The 14,699-nt window shown below is 72.6% G+C and carries 11 protein-coding genes and 1 pseudogene; 11 read left to right on the top strand and 1 reads right to left on the bottom strand.

Going from position 1 to position 14,699, the window contains the following annotated elements; genetic code table 11:
- Positions 1–11: 11 nt before the first annotated feature.
- The 4 genes and pseudogenes from IO29_RS08565 to IO29_RS36415 all read left to right on the top strand — a co-directional run.
- Positions 12–842 (top strand): type II secretion system F family protein, encoded by an 831-nt coding sequence (locus IO29_RS08565; RefSeq protein ID WP_051707491.1) that lies wholly within the window; start codon positions 12–14, stop codon positions 840–842.
- Between the two features lie 229 nt (positions 843–1,071).
- A complete protein-coding gene (locus IO29_RS08570) occupies positions 1,072–1,209 on the top strand; it encodes a DUF4244 domain-containing protein (RefSeq protein WP_245766088.1) in 138 nt (45 codons plus the stop codon).
- A 49-nt stretch (positions 1,210–1,258) separates the two neighbouring features.
- Entirely contained in the window at positions 1,259–1,621 is a 363-nt protein-coding gene (locus IO29_RS08575; RefSeq protein ID WP_030378637.1) for a TadE family type IV pilus minor pilin, read from the top strand.
- A pseudogene (locus IO29_RS36415) lies at positions 1,618–1,932 on the top strand (Rv3654c family TadE-like protein); the annotation flags it as partial. The gene IO29_RS08575 and the pseudogene IO29_RS36415, both read left to right, overlap by 4 nt.
- Positions 1,933–2,000: 68 nt before the next feature.
- On the opposite strand, the gene IO29_RS08580 reads toward IO29_RS36415, so the two are convergent.
- Complete coding sequence (locus IO29_RS08580; protein ID WP_078618150.1) at positions 2,001–4,520, bottom strand: DEAD/DEAH box helicase; 2,520 nt, start codon at positions 4,518–4,520, stop codon at positions 2,001–2,003.
- Between the two features lie 82 nt (positions 4,521–4,602).
- Between IO29_RS08580 and bldG the strand changes: the two genes are divergently transcribed.
- From bldG to topA, 7 genes are all read left to right on the top strand, one after another.
- A complete protein-coding gene (gene bldG / locus IO29_RS08585; RefSeq protein ID WP_005475923.1) occupies positions 4,603–4,944 on the top strand; it encodes an anti-sigma factor antagonist BldG in 342 nt (113 codons plus the stop codon).
- A 101-nt stretch (positions 4,945–5,045) separates the two neighbouring features.
- Positions 5,046–5,498: an ATP-binding protein gene (locus IO29_RS08590; protein ID WP_030378634.1), complete on the top strand. Its 453-nt coding sequence runs from the start codon at positions 5,046–5,048 to the stop codon at positions 5,496–5,498.
- Between the two features lie 440 nt (positions 5,499–5,938).
- Positions 5,939–8,347: a sodium-translocating pyrophosphatase gene (locus IO29_RS08595; protein WP_030378633.1), complete on the top strand. Its 2,409-nt coding sequence runs from the start codon at positions 5,939–5,941 to the stop codon at positions 8,345–8,347.
- Between the two features lie 289 nt (positions 8,348–8,636).
- On the top strand, positions 8,637–9,233 hold the full coding sequence (locus IO29_RS08600; RefSeq protein ID WP_030378632.1) for a hypothetical protein: 597 nt from the start codon (positions 8,637–8,639) through the stop codon (positions 9,231–9,233).
- A gap of 180 nt (positions 9,234–9,413) precedes the next feature.
- Positions 9,414–10,940, top strand: a complete 1,527-nt coding sequence (locus IO29_RS08605) for a DUF7059 domain-containing protein (protein ID WP_030378631.1) — start codon at positions 9,414–9,416, stop codon at positions 10,938–10,940.
- 247 nt (positions 10,941–11,187) lie between these two features.
- Complete coding sequence (locus IO29_RS08610; protein ID WP_030378630.1) at positions 11,188–11,385, top strand: hypothetical protein; 198 nt, start codon at positions 11,188–11,190, stop codon at positions 11,383–11,385.
- A gap of 407 nt (positions 11,386–11,792) precedes the next feature.
- Complete coding sequence (gene topA, locus IO29_RS08615; RefSeq protein ID WP_030378629.1) at positions 11,793–14,636, top strand: type I DNA topoisomerase; 2,844 nt, start codon at positions 11,793–11,795, stop codon at positions 14,634–14,636.
- Positions 14,637–14,699: the final 63 nt, after the last annotated feature.

The raw sequence follows: 14,699 nt of genomic DNA on the forward strand, positions 1-14,699 counted from the left end.
GCGGGGAGTTCATGGACGCACTCCTGGTGGCGCGGGCGGATCCCAGGGTCGTCCACAGGCTGGGGACAGTGTGTGCGGTGGCCGCGGCCCTGTGGTGGCCGGCCCGCGCCCTGATCCGGATGCGGCGTGCACACCGACTGCGCCGGAGGCTGGGCGCGGTGCTGCCGCGGAGCACGACGGCTCGTCGGCAGTACGGGGCTCGGCTACGGGACGCGGCGCGGGGGTGGCTGCCCTTGGCCGGGGCGGCAGCCGGCGCGTGGGCCCTGATCGGGGGCGTCGGCGGCCTGTTGGCGGGACTGCTCGTGGGAGCCGCCCTGCGGTGGTGGCGCCTGCGGAGCGGCGGAGGCACCGGGAGCGGCGCCCGGGCCGGGGACACGGCGTACGACGCCGTCCTGGCCGCCCGCCAGCTGCCGCTCGCGGCGGATCTGCTGGCCGCCTGCATCGCGGCCGGTGCCACCCCGGTGACCGCGGCCCGGGCGGTGGGCGAGGCACTCGCGGGGCCGGTCGGAGAGCGGCTGGCCACGGGGGCGGCCGAGGTACGGCTCGGCGGTGAACCGGCCGCCGCCTGGCGGGGACTCGCGGAGCTGCCGGGTGCCGGACCGCTCGCCCGGCTGCTGGAGCGGGCCGGTGACTCCGGCGCCCCGGCGGCCGTACCCGTGGCCCGCCTCGCGGCGGAGGCCCGTGCGGAGCGGGGCCGCGCCGCGACGGCCCGGGCACGGCGGGCGGGCGTCCTGATCACCCTGCCGGTGGGGCTGCTCTTCCTGCCCGCGTTCCTCATGGTCGGCGTCCTGCCCGTGGTGATCGGCCTGGCCGGCGGGCTGCTGAGCGGGGGTGGCGGCTGACGAGAGGACGGCGCAACGGACGCGCGTACGGAGAACGACGGACGAGACACCACAGACCACAGACACGCACCAAAGACAACACACGAGAACGACGCATGACGACGACACGGGGGTCGAGATGAGCAGGTCGGGCAGGACGGCCAGGACGGTACGAGTACGGACACGCGCACGGGCGCGGATGCGTGTGCTGACGCGCAGGACGCGGGCGATGCTCCGCAGGGACGGCGGAATGGTCACTTCCGAATACGCCGTCGGGATCATCGCGGCGGTGGGGCTGGCGGCGGTGCTGTACAAGGTGCTCACCAGCGGCCAGGTGGCCGGGGAGTTGCAGGACATCGTGAAGCGGGCGCTCAGTGTCCGGATGTGAACGGGCGCGGCCCGCGAGTGAACGGGACGGCGGGGGCGCCGCACGGAGGGTGGTCGCGAACCGCCCGGGCGACCGGGGCTTCGTGACGGCGGAGGCGGCCGTGGTGCTGCCCGCGCTGGTGCTCTTCGTCATGGCGCTGATGTGGGCGCTGCTCGCCGCGTCCGCGCAGATCCAGTGCGTGGACGCGGCGCGGGCCGGGGCCCGGGCGGCGGCCCGGCAGGACCCGCCCGACGCGGTCGAGGCGATGGCCCGCCGGGCGGCCCCCGACGGGGCGGCGGTCACGGTGGTCCGGGAGGGCGACCTCGTCCGGGTGACGGTGGTGGCGCATCCGCCGGGGCCCGACGCGCTGCCGCTGGAGCTGCGGAGCACGGCCGTGGCACTGGCGGAGGAGACGGTGGGAGTGGGCGCATGAGAGCGGAGGGAGGAAGGACCGGCGAGCGTGGTGCCCGGGGCACGCGCGCTGCCCGCGGCGACGGTGGCTTCGCGAGCATCTGGGTGGTCTTCGCGCTTGCCGGGATCTGGGCCGTGTTCGGTGCGCTGCTGCTGGCGGGCCACGCGGTGGTGGTCCGGCACCGGGCGGCGGCCGCCGCGGACCTCGCCGCGCTGGCGGCGGCCGACCGCTGGGCGGCGGGCGGCAGGCCGGCCTGCGACACGGCCGGGCGGGTGGCGCGGGCGCAGGGCGCGCGGCTGGTGCGGTGCGTGGTCGAGGGCCAGATCTCCGAAGTGACGGCGGCCTCGGGGAGGGCCCCGTTCGCGGTCCGGGTACGGGCCCGGGCGGGCCCGCCCGGCGCCTACCCGGCCGAGGGCACCGGCCCGCCGGCCCCTTCGGCCACGCCCTCCGCGGGCTCCTTGGCAGTGCCCTCCTCCGGCGCCCCTTGCAGCAGCACCGTGAGCAGTCGTACGGCCCCCCTCTTGTGCAGTGGCTCGTTGCCGTTGCCGCACTTGGGGGACTGGATGCAGGACGGGCAGCCGGCCTCGCACTCGCAGGAGGCGATGGCCTCGCGGGTGGCGGTGAGCCACTCCCGGGCGGTGTGGAAGGCACGCTCGGCGAACCCGGCGCCGCCCGGATGGCCGTCGTACACGAAGACCGTCGGCAGCAGGGTGTCGGGGTGGAGGGGGAGGGAGACCCCGCCGATGTCCCAGCGGTCGCACGTGGCGAAGAGCGGGAGCAGACCGATGGACGCGTGCTCGGCGGCGTGCAGGGCGCCGCCGAGGATCTCCGGGTTGATCCGGGCCGCGTCGAGCTGGTCCTCGGTGACCGTCCACCACACCGCGCGGGTGCGCAGCGTACGCGGAGGGAGGTCGAGCTTGGTCTCGCCCAGCACCTCACCGGTGAGGACACGGCGGCGCAGATAGGAGACGACCTGGTTCGTCACCTCGACGGAGCCGTAGCAGAGCCGGCCCTCGCCCCAGGGGATCTCGACGTCCGTCTCCAGCACGGAGACCGCCGTGGTGTCGCGGGCGACGGTGGTGTACGGCGGCTCGGCCTGCTCGACCAGGGCGACGGAGTCCTCCAGGTCGAGCGAGCGCACCAGGTAGGTGCGGCCCTGGTGGAGGTGGACCGCACCCTCGTGCACGGTGGTGTGCGCGGCACCCGCGTCGACCGTGCCGAGCAGCCGCCCGGTGCCCTCCTCCACGACCTGCACCGGCCGTCCGCCCTGGCCGCGGATGTCGGCGAGGTCGGCGGCGCGCTCCCGGCGTGTCCAGTGCCAGGCCCTGGTCCGGCGCCGCAGCAGGCCGGCGGCTTCCAGTTGGGGCATCAGCTCCGCGCAGGCGGGACCGAAGAGCGTCAGGTCGTCCTCGGTCAGGGGCAGTTCCGCGGCGGCGGCGCACAGGTGCGGGGCGAGGACGTAGGGGTTGTCGGGGTCGAGGACGGTGGACTCGACGGGCTGGTCGAACAGGGCCTCGGGGTGGTGGACGAGGAAGGTGTCCAGCGGGTCGTCGCGGGCGACCAGCACCGCGAGGGCGCCCTGTCCGGCGCGGCCCGCCCGGCCGGCCTGCTGCCACAGCGAGGCACGGGTGCCCGGGTAGCCGGCGATCAGGACGGCGTCCAGGCCGGAGACGTCGATGCCGAGTTCGAGGGCGGTGGTGGCCGCGAGGCCGAGGAGTTCACCGGAGTGCAGGGCGCGTTCCAGGGCGCGGCGCTCCTCGGGGAGGTAGCCGCCGCGGTAGGCGGCGACACGCCGGGCGAGCGGGCGTTCGATCTCGGCCAGCCGTTCCCGGGCGATCAGCGAGATCAGCTCGGCGCCGCGCCGGGACCGTACGAACGCGACCGAGCGCACGCCCTGCACGACGAGGTCGGTCAGCAGGTCGGCGGTCTCGGCGGTGGCGGTGCGGCGGACGGGGGCGCCCTTCTCGCCGTGCAGTTCGGTGAGCGGGGGTTCCCAGAGGGCGAACACCAGTTCACCGCGCGGGGAGGCGTCGTCCGCGACCTCCACCACCGGCAGCCCGGTCAGCCGGCCCGCGGCCACGGTGGGGTCGGCGGCGGTGGCGGAGGCGAGGAGGAAGACGGGGGAGGAGCCGTAGCGGGCGCACAGCCGGCGCAGCCGCCGCAGCACCTGGGCGACGTGCGAGCCGAAGACACCCCGGTAGGTGTGGCACTCGTCGATGACCACGTACTTCAGGGCGCGCAGGAAGGAGGACCAGCGGGGGTGCGAGGGCAGGATCCCGCGGTGCAGCATGTCGGGGTTGGTGAGGACGTAGTTGGCGTACTGACGTACCCATTCGCGTTCCTCGGGCGCGGTGTCGCCGTCGTACACGGCGGGCCGGACGGCCGTGCCCAGGGGCCCGGCGAGTTCCTTCACCGACCGGCACTGGTCGGCCGCGAGGGCCTTGGTGGGCGCCAGATAGAGCGCGGTGGCGCCCCGGCCGTTGGGCGCCTCGGAGCCGTCGAGGAGACGGGAGAGCACGGGCACGAGATAGGCCAGCGACTTGCCGGACGCGGTGCCGGTGGCGACCACGACCGAATCGCCGTCCAGCGCGTGTTCGGCGGCCAGTGCCTGGTGGGCCCAGGGGTGTTCGATACCGCAGTCGCGTACGGCGGCGAGCACCTCCGCACGAATCCGGTCAGGCCAGACGGCATGGCGGCCCGCCCGCGGGGGCAAGTGCTCCGTATGAGTGACGCGCGCAGCCCGGCTCGGCCCGCCGGCGAGCCGGTCCAGGACGGTGCCCGGAGGGGTCCGCCCCGCGGTGCCCGCCGGGGGTCGTTCGGATCGGTGATTCTTGGCCATCGGCACCGAGTGTGTCACCGGCGTGACGGACAATGGGCCCAAGGCGTCGTGCACGCCTGCCGGTAAGTGATTGAATGCCATCGCGGCTGGCGAACCGTCCCAGGGCTCTCATGCCGAGATGACCCGAAGGACGAACGCTCGATAGCAAGGTGCTGGAGGATCCGTGGACCTGTCCCTGTCGACCCGTACCGTCGGCGATCGTACGGTCGTCGAGGTCGGTGGCGAAATCGACGTATACACCGCGCCCAAGCTGCGCGAGCAGCTGGTCGAGCTGGTGAACGACGGGAGTTTCCACCTCGTCGTCGACATGGAGGGCGTGGACTTCCTCGACTCCACCGGGCTCGGCGTGCTGGTCGGTGGCCTGAAGCGGGTGCGCGCCCATGAGGGCTCGCTGCGCCTCGTGTGCAACCAGGAGCGCATTCTGAAGATCTTCCGTATCACCGGTCTCACCAAGGTGTTCCCCATCCACACCTCGGTCGACGAAGCGGTGGCGGCCACCGACTGACCCCGTCGCCGGGCCCCGGGCCCGGCCGGCGGACCGAAGCGGAGGGCCGGGGCCGCGGTGGCCCGGCCCCCCGAGAGCACGCCCAGTTCCGAGGGGGATGCATGGCCACCGTTGAGCTCCGCTTCAGCGCGCTGCCCGAGCACGTCAGGACCGCCAGGCTGGTGGCGGCGGCGGTGGCGCGCAGGGCCGGAGTGGACGAGGCCGTCCTCGACGAGGTCCGGCTCGCCGTCGGCGAGGCCTGCTCGCGGGCCGTCGGGCTGCATCAAAGCAGTGGCGTGCAGGCGCCGGTGCACGTGGTGCTGGTCGAGGAGGAGAAGCAGTTCTCCATCCAGGTCGGCGACGAGGCCCCGCGCAGCACGGCACCCGTGGAGCGCATCCCGGGCACCGCGGGCGCGGACGACCCCGACTCCGACGGCGAGGAGGACGACATGGGTCTCGCCGTCATCAGCGGGCTCGTCGACGACGTGGAGGTGACCGCGGGGGAGCACGGCGGGCGGATCAGGATGACCTGGCCCACCACGCCACCGCCCACCGCGCCCGTGCTGCTTCCCTGACCCCGGGCCCCCACCCCGGGCTCAAACCCCGGGCTCAAACTCCCGAAGCCCGGCCCCGGGCCCAGCCAGACCCTCGGGACCCGGGGAAACGCTCACCGCCTTCCGAGGAGGGCCCCGCTCCGGCGGGGCCCTCCTCGTGCGTTCCGGCGGCGTTTCCGCAGCTCCGCCGAGCGCGTGAAAGAATTCACGATCAAATTCCCGATCACTCGCCCCGCCACCGGCCCGATCATTCGATCACGCGGCAATCCGGTGAAATATCCGGTCAATGGTTTTGGGGCGTTACTGCTTTCGGGTTCACCGGGGTGGTCCTTGATCTCATTCCGATGGACGAACATGAGCGAACCAAGACCGATTCCGTTTACCGCGCACTGTTTAGATCGGGTTCCGCTACCTACAATCCGTCCACATCTTGAGCTCAGCCCAAGCGTCAAGGAGGACGAATGGCGGGGCTTTCTACCCCTCAGCAGTTCGACCACCCCATCAACCTCGCCGGTGCGGTGCTGACCGACGACAATCGTCTGATCGTCATCGTCATCGGGATCGTCGCGCTCGCGGCGCTCGTGGTCGCCGGAGTCCTGGTCCGCCAGGTGCTCCGGGCCGGCGAGGGCACCGACAGCATGAAGAAGATCGCGGCGGCGGTCCAGGAGGGCGCCAACGCCTATCTGGCCCGCCAGTTGCGCACGCTCGGCGTATTCGCCGTGATCGTGTTCTTCCTGCTCATGCTGCTCCCCGCGGACGACTGGAATCAGCGCGCCGGACGGTCGGTGTTCTTCCTGATCGGCGCGGCGTTCTCGGCGGCCACCGGTTATATCGGCATGTGGCTCGCCGTACGGAGCAATGTGCGGGTCGCCGCGGCGGCGCGCGAGGCGACACCGGCGGCCGGAGAGCCGGAAAAGGATCTCACCTCCGTCTCGCACAAAGCCATGAAGATCGCTTTCCGCACGGGCGGCGTCGTCGGCATGTTCACGGTGGGGCTCGGACTGCTGGGCGCCTCCTGCGTGGTGCTCGTCTACGCCGCCGACGCGCCGAAGGTTCTGGAGGGCTTCGGCCTCGGCGCCGCGCTGATCGCCATGTTCATGAGGGTCGGCGGCGGCATCTTCACCAAGGCCGCCGACGTCGGCGCCGACCTGGTCGGCAAGGTCGAACAGGGCATCCCGGAGGACGACCCCCGCAACGCCGCGACCATCGCCGACAACGTGGGCGACAACGTCGGCGACTGCGCGGGCATGGCGGCCGACCTGTTCGAGTCGTACGCCGTCACGCTCGTCGCCGCGCTGATCCTCGGCAAGGCCGCCTTCGGCGACGCCGGGCTCGCCTTCCCGCTGATCGTGCCCGCGATCGGCGTCCTCACCGCCATGATCGGCATCTTCGCCGTCGCGCCGCGCCGCGCCGACCGCAGCGGCATGAGCGCCATCAACCGCGGCTTCTTCATCTCCGCGGTCATCTCGCTGGCGCTGGTGGCCGCGGCCGTCTACGCCTACCTGCCGGCGACGTACGCCGACCTCGACGGCGTCGGCGACGCCGCGATCGCGGGCAAGAACGGCGATCCGCGCATCCTCGCGCTCGTCGCCGTGGCCATCGGCATCGTGCTCGCGGCCCTCATCCAGCAGCTGACCGGCTACTTCACCGAAACCACCCGGCGCCCCGTACGGGACATCGGCAAGACCTCGCTGACCGGCCCGGCCACCGTCGTCCTCGCCGGCATCTCCGTCGGCCTGGAGTCGGCCGTCTACACCGGCCTGCTGATCGCGCTCGGCGTCTACGGGGCGTTCCTGCTCGGCGGCACCTCGATCATGCTGGCGCTGTTCGCGGTGGCGCTGGCCGGCACCGGCCTGCTCACCACGGTCGGTGTGATCGTCGCCATGGACACCTTCGGCCCGGTCTCCGACAACGCGCAGGGCATCGCCGAGATGTCCGGCGACGTCGAGGGCGCGGGCGCCCAGGTGCTCACCAACCTGGACGCGGTCGGCAACACCACCAAGGCCATCACCAAGGGCATCGCCATCGCCACCGCCGTCCTCGCCGCCTCCGCGCTGTTCGGGTCGTACCGCGACGCGATCACCACGGGCGCGCAGGACGTCGGCGAGAAGCTCTCCGGGGAGGGCGCGCCGATGAGCCTGATGATGGACATCTCGCAGCCCAACAACCTCGTCGGGCTCATCGCGGGCGCGGCGGTCGTCTTCCTCTTCTCGGGGCTGGCGATCAACGCGGTCTCGCGGTCGGCGGGTGCCGTGGTGTACGAGGTGCGGCGGCAGTTCCGGGAGAAGCCCGGGATCATGAACCACACGGAGACGCCGGAGTACGGCAAGGTCGTCGACATCTGCACCAAGGACGCCCTGCGGGAACTCGCCACGCCCGGGCTGCTCGCCGTGATGGCGCCCATCTTCATCGGGTTCACGCTCGGCGTCGGCGCGCTCGGCGCGTACCTGGCGGGCGCGATCGGCACCGGCACGCTGATGGCCGTCTTCCTCGCCAACTCCGGCGGCGCCTGGGACAACGCCAAGAAGCTCGTCGAGGACGGCCACCACGGCGGCAAGGGCAGCGAGGCGCACGCCGCGACGGTCATCGGCGACACCGTCGGTGACCCGTTCAAGGACACCGCGGGTCCGGCCATCAACCCGCTGCTGAAGGTGATGAACCTGGTGGCGCTGCTCATCGCGCCGGCGGTCATCAAGTTCTCCTACGGCGACGACAAGAACATCGGCGTACGGGTGGTCATCGCGCTGCTCTCCCTGCTGGTGATCGTCGTCGCGGTCTACGTCTCCAAGCGGCGCGGCATCGCGGTCGGGGACGAGGACGAGGGCGCAGAACGGGTGAGCGAAACGGCGGATCCCGCGGTGGTGTCGTAGGCGGGACGCACGGACGGCCGCGAGCGGCGGCCCCAACGGACGGGCGGACGGCGCGCACTGACGTGCCGTCCGCCCGTTGTGCACGGCGCGCACTGACGCGCCGTCCGCCCGTTGTGCACGGCGCGCGCCGGGGTGCCGCCCGCCCGTCGCACGTGTGCGCGCGCCGGTTCGTGAGCCTTCTCTCGCTCCGCGCGGGCGCCCTGGTGCAAATGGCTTCACCGGGGTACATAACGGCGGTCCGGCGTCCGGTCGCATTCCGTCCGGCGTGTATGTTCCGGGGCCGGAAGCCATGGAAGGGACCAATCCGGTGAACAAGAAGCTCGCTGCCGCACTGTCCGGCGGTGCGGTACTGGTAGTGGCGCTCACGGGTTGCAGCGCCGGCGACGACAGCAGCAAGGAACTGGACGCCTGGGCCGAGAAGGTGTGCGACGGCGTCCAGCCGCAGGCCAAGAAGATCGAGGCCGCCAACACCGCGATCCAGAAGCAGACGTCGGACAACAGCACGCCGGCCGACGTCCAGAAGACGGACTCCCAGGCCTTCCAGGACATCTCCGACGCCTACAAGGCGATGGCACAGGCCGTGCAGAAGGCGGGCGCGCCGCCCAACGTCGACAAGGGCGACACCAAGAAGACCAACGCGGTCAAGGAGCTCAACAACCTCTCCTCCGCCTACGCCGACCTCAAGAAGCAGACCGCGGACCTCGACACCAAGGACCAGGCCAAGTTCGCCGACGGTCTCAAGGACGTGGCGACCCAGCTGGAGAAGCTGAGCAAGAGCGGCAGCGACGCACTGAAGGACCTCGAGGAGGGCGACGTCGGCAAGGCGATGGCCAAGCAGGAGAGCTGCAAGTCCGCGTCGGCCACGGCGACGGCCTCGGCGGCGTAGCACTCACGGTGCCGCGGCCGTGGACTGACCAGGTGCCGGCGAAGGGCGCGCGGACGGGCGAACGTGGCGTCGGCGGGAGGCGCGCGGGAACGGGCGACGTGGCGTCGGCCGGAGACGCGAGGGCGGCGACGTGCCGTCGGTGAAGGGCGAGAGGGCGGGCGTGCGGGCCACAATGGGGGCGTGAGCACCTCCAGCCCGGCCCCCCTGGCCCCTTTGCCCTCCGCCGACCGCCCCGACGTCACCGCCGCGCTGCGGGACGCGCTGCTCTCGGCCTCCTTCACCGCCGACGGGCTGCTCGAACTCCTCGGCGCCCCGGCCTACGCCGCCCTGGCCCGCAGCGAGGTGGTTCCGGCGCTGCGGGCCACCCGGGGCGACACCCCGCTGGAGGCGCTCGTACGCCTGTTCCTGCTTCAGCAGCCCGTGCCCCACGCGCGCGTGGCCGGCATCCTGCCCGCCGACGCCTGCCTGGAGGCCGGCTGGCTGACCCGGGCGGACGACGAGGTCGCCGCCACCGTCGACGTACGGCCGTACGGCGGGGCCGACGGCGAGGACTGGTTCATCGTCTCCGACCTGGGCTGCGCGGTCGGCGGCGCGGGCGGCATCGGCAGCCGCCAGGAGTCCGTGGTGCTCGGCGTCGGCGGCGCCTCGACGACACTGGCCGGGCTCACCGTCCGTACGCCCGTGGATTCCGCCCTCGACCTCGGCACCGGCTCCGGCATCCAGGCGCTGCACGCCTCCCGGCACGCCACGCGGGTGACCGCGACCGACGTCAACCCGCGTGCGCTGCACATCACGGCGCTCACCCTCGCCCTCTCCGGGGCGCCCGCCGCCGACCTGCGCGAGGGTTCCCTGTTCGAGCCGGTCGCGGAGGGGGAGACGTACGACCTGATCGTGTCGAACCCGCCGTTCGTGATCTCGCCCGACGCACGGCTCACCTACCGCGACGGCGGAATGGCCGGGGACGATCTGTGCCGCTCGCTCGTTCAGCAGGCGGGGGACCGGCTCAACCCGGGCGGGTTCGCCCAGTTCCTGGCCAACTGGCAGCACGTGGAGGGGGAGGACTGGCAGGAGCGGCTGCGCTCATGGGTGCCGCGCGGCTGCGACGCGTGGATCGTGCAGCGCGAGGTGCAGGACGTCACCCAGTACGCCGAACTGTGGCTGCGGGACGCCGGCGACCATCGCGACGACACGGCCCGGTACCAGGCGCGCTACGACGCGTGGCTGGACGCGTTCGAGGCGCGCAAGGTGAAGGCCGTCGGCTTCGGCTGGATCACCCTGCGCCGGACGGACGCGACGGAACCCTCGGTGACCGTCGAGGAGTGGCCGCATTCCGTCGAACAGCCGCTCGGTGACGTCGTGCGGGCGCATTTCGACCGGATCGACTTCCTCCGGGCGCACGACGACGCGGCGCTGCTCGCCGGGCACTTCCGGCTGGCCTCCGAGGTGGTGCAGGAGCAGGTCGGGCTGCCCGGCGCGGAGGACCCCGAGCACGTGGTGCTGCGCCAGTACCGCGGCATGCGCCGGGCCACCACGGTGGACACGGTCGGCGCGGGCTTCGCCGGGGTGTGCGACGGCTCGCTGAGCGCGGGGCGCATTCTGGACGCCATCGCCCAGCTCGTCGGCGAGGACCCGGTCGCCCTGCGCGACCGCACGCCCGCGCAGATCCGGCTCCTGGTGGAACAGGGCTTCCTCGAACCGGTGGGCTGACGGCCCGGCGGGCTGACGGCCCCGCCTCCGGCCCCTGCCCACCTGCGGCGGCCCCGGAGCCCCCGGGTCACCTGTTGCTGTGCTGCCCCGCCCCGGCACCCACCCACTCGCGTCCGCCCCCGTTCACCCCGGGTTCGCCCGGCCGCCGGTCCGCCGTCTCCCCCGCGTGTCAGCCTCCCCTCGCCGGGCCGGGCGGCCCGGCGGACACGCCCCGGTCGCGGCAGCCGGGACGGGAGGGGAGCGGGGCATGGAGAGCGGACCGGCGATCTTCGCGGGGACGGTGTTCGCCCTGTTCGGCGGCGCGCTGCTGACCTGGACCGCCGTCCGGTGGCGGCACCGCGAACCGGTGGCCGACGGTGTGAGTCCCGTCGCATCCGCGACCGTCGCGGCCCTCGCCTCGGCCGCCGCGCTCGTGGCGGCGGCCTACTGCTTCACGCGCCTGTGAGCGGACCGGCGCACGCCCCCACGGCGAGGCGCGCTCCGACGGCCGCGCCCTCCGTCGCACACCGCACCGCGTACGCCGCCGTACGTACCACCGCCTACGCCACCGTACGCATCACCGCGCACCCCACCGGCAGGCCCCCTCGTACCGGCGCCGGAAGGCTCCGGACCGGGGGCCCCGGACAAGTGGGGGAGGCCGCTCCGTTCCGGCCGCGCGGGGCCGTCACCCACTCCGGGCGGCAGGAATAGCACGAGTCGGGTTACCGTTCGAGTGGCCGTTGCGGGCTTTTCCCGTTTGACACGGGGGCGGGATGTACCGTCACACTCCGCAGCGTCACCATGACGACCCACCCCCTGGGCACAGGCCCGGGAGATGGAGACCCACTGCGCCGACCGGAGAGAAGAGCGAAGTTGTCCCCGACCAGCGAGACCGCACAGGGCGGCCGCCGACTCGTCATCGTCGAGTCGCCTGCCAAGGCGAAGACGATCAAGGGCTACCTGGGCCCCGGCTACATCGTCGAGGCGAGCGTCGGGCACATCCGCGACCTTCCCAACGGCGCCGCGGAGGTGCCGGAGAAGTACACCGGCGAGGTGCGCCGCCTCGGTGTGGACGTCGAACACGACTTCCAGCCCGTCTACGTGGTCAACGCGGACAAGAAGCAGCAGGTCAAGAAGCTCAAGGAGCTGCTGCGCGAGTCCGACGAACTCTTCCTCGCCACGGATGAGGACCGCGAGGGCGAGGCCATCGCGTGGCACCTCCAGGAAGTGCTGAAGCCGAAGATCCCGGTCCACCGGATGGTCTTCCACGAGATCACCAAGGACGCGATCCAGCAGGCCGTACGCAGCCCGCGCGAGCTCAACCAGAAGCTGGTCGACGCCCAGGAGACCCGCCGCATCCTCGACCGTCTGTACGGTTACGAGGTCTCGCCCGTGCTGTGGAAGAAGGTCATGCCGCGGCTGTCGGCGGGCCGCGTCCAGTCCGTCGCCACCCGGCTCGTCGTGGAGCGGGAACGCGAGCGGATCGCTTTTCGTTCCGCCGAGTACTGGGACCTGACGGGCACCTTCGCGACGGGCCGCGCCGGTGACCCGTCGGACCCGTCCTCGCTCGTCGCCCGCCTGGCGAGCGTCGACGGACGCCGGGTCGCGCAGGGCCGTGACTTCGACTCGCTGGGACAGCTCAAGAACGCGCAGGTCCTGCACCTGGACGAGGCGAACGCCCGCGCCCTGGCCGCCGCCCTGGAGCAGACGCGCTTCGCCGTCCGCTCCGTCGAGTCCAAGCCCTACCGCCGTTCGCCGTACGCCCCGTTCCGTACGACGACGCTGCAACAGGAGGCGAGCCGCAAGCTCGGCTTCGGCGCGAAGGCCACCATGCAGATCGCGCAGAAGCTGTACGAGAACGGCTACATCACGTACATGCGTACGGACTCCACGACGCTGTCGGACACCGCCGTGTCCGCCGCCCGCGCCCAGGTCACCCAGCTCTACGGGGCCGACTACCTCCCGGAGCGCCCCCGTACGTACGCCGGCAAGGTCAAGAACGCCCAGGAGGCGCACGAGGCGATCCGCCCGTCGGGCGACCGCTTCCGCACGCCCGCCGAGACGGGCCTGAGCGGCGACCAGTTCCGGCTCTACGAGCTGATCTGGAAGCGGACCGTCGCTTCCCAGATGAAGGACGCGATCGGCAACAGCGTCACCGTGCGGATCGGCGGCACGGCCGCCGACGGCCGGGACGCCGAGTTCACCGCCTCCGGCAAGACGATCACGTTCCACGGCTTCCTCAAGGCGTACGTCGAGGGCGCCGACGACCCGAACGCCGAGCTCGACGACCGCGAGCGCCGGCTGCCGCAGGTCGCCGAGGGCGACGCGCTGGGCGTCGAGGAGATCTCGGTCGACGGGCACGCCACCAAGCCCCCGGCCCGCTACACCGAGGCGAGCCTGGTCAAGGAGCTCGAAGAGCGCGAGATCGGCCGCCCGTCGACGTACGCGTCGATCATCGGGACCATCCTCGACCGCGGCTATGTCTTCAAGAAGGGCACGGCCCTGGTGCCGTCCTTCTTGTCCTTCGCCGTCGTCAACCTCCTGGAGAAGCACTTCGGGCGGCTCGTCGACTACGACTTCACCGCCCGCATGGAGGACGACCTCGACCGCATCGCACGCGGTGAGGCACGGGCCGTGCCGTGGCTGCGGCGGTTCTACTTCGGCGAGGGCGAGGACGGCACCGGCAGCGCCGCGGAGGCGGGCAACGGCGACGGTGACCACCTCGGCGGCCTCAAGGAACTGGTGACCGACCTGGGCGCGATCGACGCGCGCGAGGTGTCGTCGTTCCCCATCGGCGACGGCATCGTGCTGCGGGTCGGCCGCTACGGGCCGTACGTCGAGCGCGGCGAGAAGGAGTCCGAGGGGTACCAGCACGCGGACGTCCCCGACGACCTCGCGCCCGACGAGCTGAGCGTGGAGTACGCGGAGGAGCTGCTCGCCAAGCCGAGCGGCGACTTCGAGCTGGGCACCGACCCGTCGACCGGCCGCCCGATCGTGGCCAAGGCCGGCCGTTACGGCCCGTACGTCACCGAGGTGCTCCCCGAGGGCACCCCGAAGACCGGCAAGAACGCCGTCAAGCCGCGCACGGCCTCGCTGTTCAAGTCGATGTCCCTGGACACGGTCACGCTGGACGACGCCCTGAAGCTGATGTCGCTGCCCCGGGTCGTCGGTACCGACGCCGAGGGCCAGGAGATCACCGCGCAGAACGGCCGCTACGGCCCGTATCTGAAGAAGGGCACCGACTCGCGCTCCTTGCAGGCCGAGGAGCAGCTCTTCACGATCACGCTGGAAGAGGCGCTGGCGATCTACGCCCAGCCCAAGCAGCGGGGCCGGGCCGCGGCCAAGCCGCCGCTGAAGGAGCTGGGCACCGACCCGGTCAGCGAGAAGCCGGTCGTGGTCAAGGACGGCCGCTTCGGGCCGTACGTCACCGACGGGGAGACCAACGCGACGCTGCGCTCCGGCGACAGCGTCGAGGAGATCACCCCCGAACGCGGGTTCGAGCTGCTGGCGGAGAAGCGGGCGAAGGGGCCGGCCAAGAAGACCGCCAAGAAGGCGCCTGCCAAGAAGGCACCCGCCAAGAAGGCGGCCACCGCGAAGAAGACGGCCGCCAAGAAGACGACGACGGCGAAGAAGACCGCGGCGAAGAAGACGACGACGGCGACGGCGGCGGCGGCGGCCAAGAAGACGGCCGCGAAGAAGACCGCGCCGGCGGAGTAGCGCGGCAGGGGCCAGGGCCAGGGCCAGGGCCAGGGCCGGAGGCCACGGGCCGCCGGGGCAGGG

It is taken from the genome of Streptomyces sp. NRRL F-6676 (assembly GCF_000725625.1).
Lineage (GTDB): Bacteria > Actinomycetota > Actinomycetes > Streptomycetales > Streptomycetaceae > Streptomyces.